The organism is Streptomyces sp. NPDC058664 (genome assembly GCF_042716635.1).
GTDB lineage: Bacteria > Actinomycetota > Actinomycetes > Streptomycetales > Streptomycetaceae > Streptomyces.
Genome location: NZ_JBHXRW010000180.1, coordinates 1 through 2,272, shown reverse-complemented (window position 1 = coordinate 2,272; position 2,272 = coordinate 1). Strand labels below are relative to the sequence as shown.

Annotated in this window: 1 protein-coding gene and 2 pseudogenes; all 3 read left to right on the top strand. The window is 67.9% G+C overall.

Features of this window, described 5'->3' with window-relative positions; translation table 11 throughout:
- Positions 1–164: 164 nt before the first annotated feature.
- The gene (locus ACFWUY_RS41290; protein ID WP_384122084.1) at positions 165–1,034 is read left to right on the top strand and encodes an IS5 family transposase; all 870 of its coding nucleotides are present in this window, start codon (positions 165–167) and stop codon (positions 1,032–1,034) included.
- Positions 1,035–1,062: 28 nt separating this feature from the next.
- Positions 1,063–1,436, top strand: a pseudogene (locus ACFWUY_RS41285) (hypothetical protein).
- 51 nt (positions 1,437–1,487) lie between these two features.
- A pseudogene (locus ACFWUY_RS41280) lies at positions 1,488–1,990 on the top strand (transposase family protein); the annotation flags it as partial.
- Positions 1,991–2,272: the final 282 nt, after the last annotated feature.

The window sequence follows — 2,272 nt, the reverse complement described above, 5'->3', positions numbered from 1 at the left end:
GAGCGTAGAGAACTCCATGATCACTCAGGCTCGTGCCTGCCCTGCGTTCGGGTCCGCCTGGCCAGCCCGGCCCCACCATTTGCCGGTCGGTCTAACGAAAAGATCAGTAGGTCGTGTTTTGAAAATCGGCTCTGTGCCTCGTCCCGCATCGCGATGATCTCGGTGTGGGACGAGGGGATCTTTCTGACGACCAGTGGGCTGTGCTGGAGCCGCTGTTGCCGGTCGCGGCGCTGGGGCGGCCGTCGTTAGGCCGGCGGAAGCTGATCGACGGGATCCGGTGGCGGGTGCGGACCGGTGCTCCGTGGCGGGATCTGCCGTCGGAGTACGGGCCGTGGCAGACGGTCTACGGACTCTTCCGTCGCTGGCAGCGCGACGGCACCTGGCCCGGACTGCTGACCCGGCTGCAGGCCCGGGCGGACGCGGCAGGGCTGATCACGTGGGAGGTCAACGTCGACTCCACGATCTGCCGGGCCCATCAGCACGCCGCAGGCGCCCGCCGCGACGGCCAGGCCCAGAACGAACCGCCGGGCGGAACCTCTATCGAGCCCGACGACCATGGACTGGGCCGGTCCCGGGGAGGCTTCACCACCAAGATTCATCTGGCCTGCGAGCAGGGCCAGCGGCCGCTGTCTTTGCTGGTCACCGCAGGTCAGCGTGGTGACAGCCCGCAGTTCGTCGCCGTTCTGGAAGGTATCCGGGTGCCCCGCACCGGGCCTGGCCGTCCCCGTGTCCGCCCCATCCGAGTGCGGGGCGACAAGGCGTACTCCTCCCGCGCCAACCGGGCCTACCTGCGAAAGCGGGGAATCCGCTGCACGATCCCGGAGCCTGCCGACCAGGCCGCCCATCGCAAGCGACGCGGGAAGGTCGGCGGGCGGCCTCCGGTCTTCGACAGCGAGGACTACAAGGCCCGGCACGCGGTCGAGTGCGGGATCAACCGGCTCAAGCGCAACCGGGCGGTCGCCACCCGGTTCGACAAACTCGCCGTCCGCTTCGAGGCCACCGTCCTGATCGCCGCGATTGGCGAATGGTTATGACCGGCCTGGGCTGTCCGTTCCGCATGCCATGCTGACCGCGACCAGGGCCGACAGGGTGAGGGAGAGACCACGATGGGGGCTCAGTACTACGGCGCCGACAGCGAGAACGGCGACCGCATCGACGACCCCTCCGAGGACGCGCTGTTCATGCTGATCAGCGACCTCAACGACTCCGACAACACCTTCGTCGTCGTCCAGCCCGACGAGGACGACCCCGTCTGGTTCGCTTCAGTGGCCGTCCAGGACGAGGGCGGCTACGAGATCGTCCGCCGTGACACCACCCGCAACGAGCACGAGGTCACCACGGCGACCGGCATCAGCGACATCGCCCGTGACCTCACCATCTGGATGGCCGCCCGAGACTTCCCCGGACGGCCAAACAGCCAGGTCAGGGCGTTCTAAAACACCGCCTAGCCGTCGTCGATCGGCCTGTCCGGTCGCACCCCGCGGTAGCTGACCGGACGACTCTTTGTGCGGCGAGGGGAGATCGGGACCCGGTGGCGGCGTCTGTGACCGCCGGCCGTCAGGCCCTCCTCGCCCTGGCTCTGCGATGCGGAGACACCTACGCCCAACTCGCTGCCGGGTTCGGTATCGGAATCGTGACCGTCTTCCGCTACATACACGAGGCCGTCGAGGTTCTGGCCGCCCTCGCGCCCACCCTGGCCGAGGCGATGCGCGTCGCGCGGACCAAGGCGTTCGTGATCCTGGACGGCACCCTGCTGCCGATCGACCAGATCGCCGCCGACACCCCGTACTACGCGGGTAAACACAAACGTCACGGCATGAACGTCCAGGTCCTGACCGATCCCTTCGGGCGGCTCTTGTGGTCCTCGCCCCCGCTGCCCGGCTCTACTCACGACCTGACCGCCGCCCGCGCCCACGGCACGGTCGACACACTCACCGAGACCGGCCTCACGTGTTGGGCCGACAAGGCGTATCAAGGCGCCGGCGGCTCCAGTTGAAGCCGTCTGGTCACTCGTCCGCAGGGCGACGGCCAACACCGCCTTCGAAACTCCCAAGGACCTCGACCACAAGCTCCGCAGAGAGTTACGCAAGATCCAGCTCCGCCCCCACCTGGTCGACGGCTGCCTCACCGCCACAGGTCTGGCTATCACGCCACCGACCCCACCCTGAAAACCTCAGTGAACCTCTTTCATCCTGTGCTGGAGGGTGAAATGGGCTGGTCAGCGGGGGTGGTGACGAGGCAGGGCCCCTCGTCGTTGGCGTGGTGATTCCAC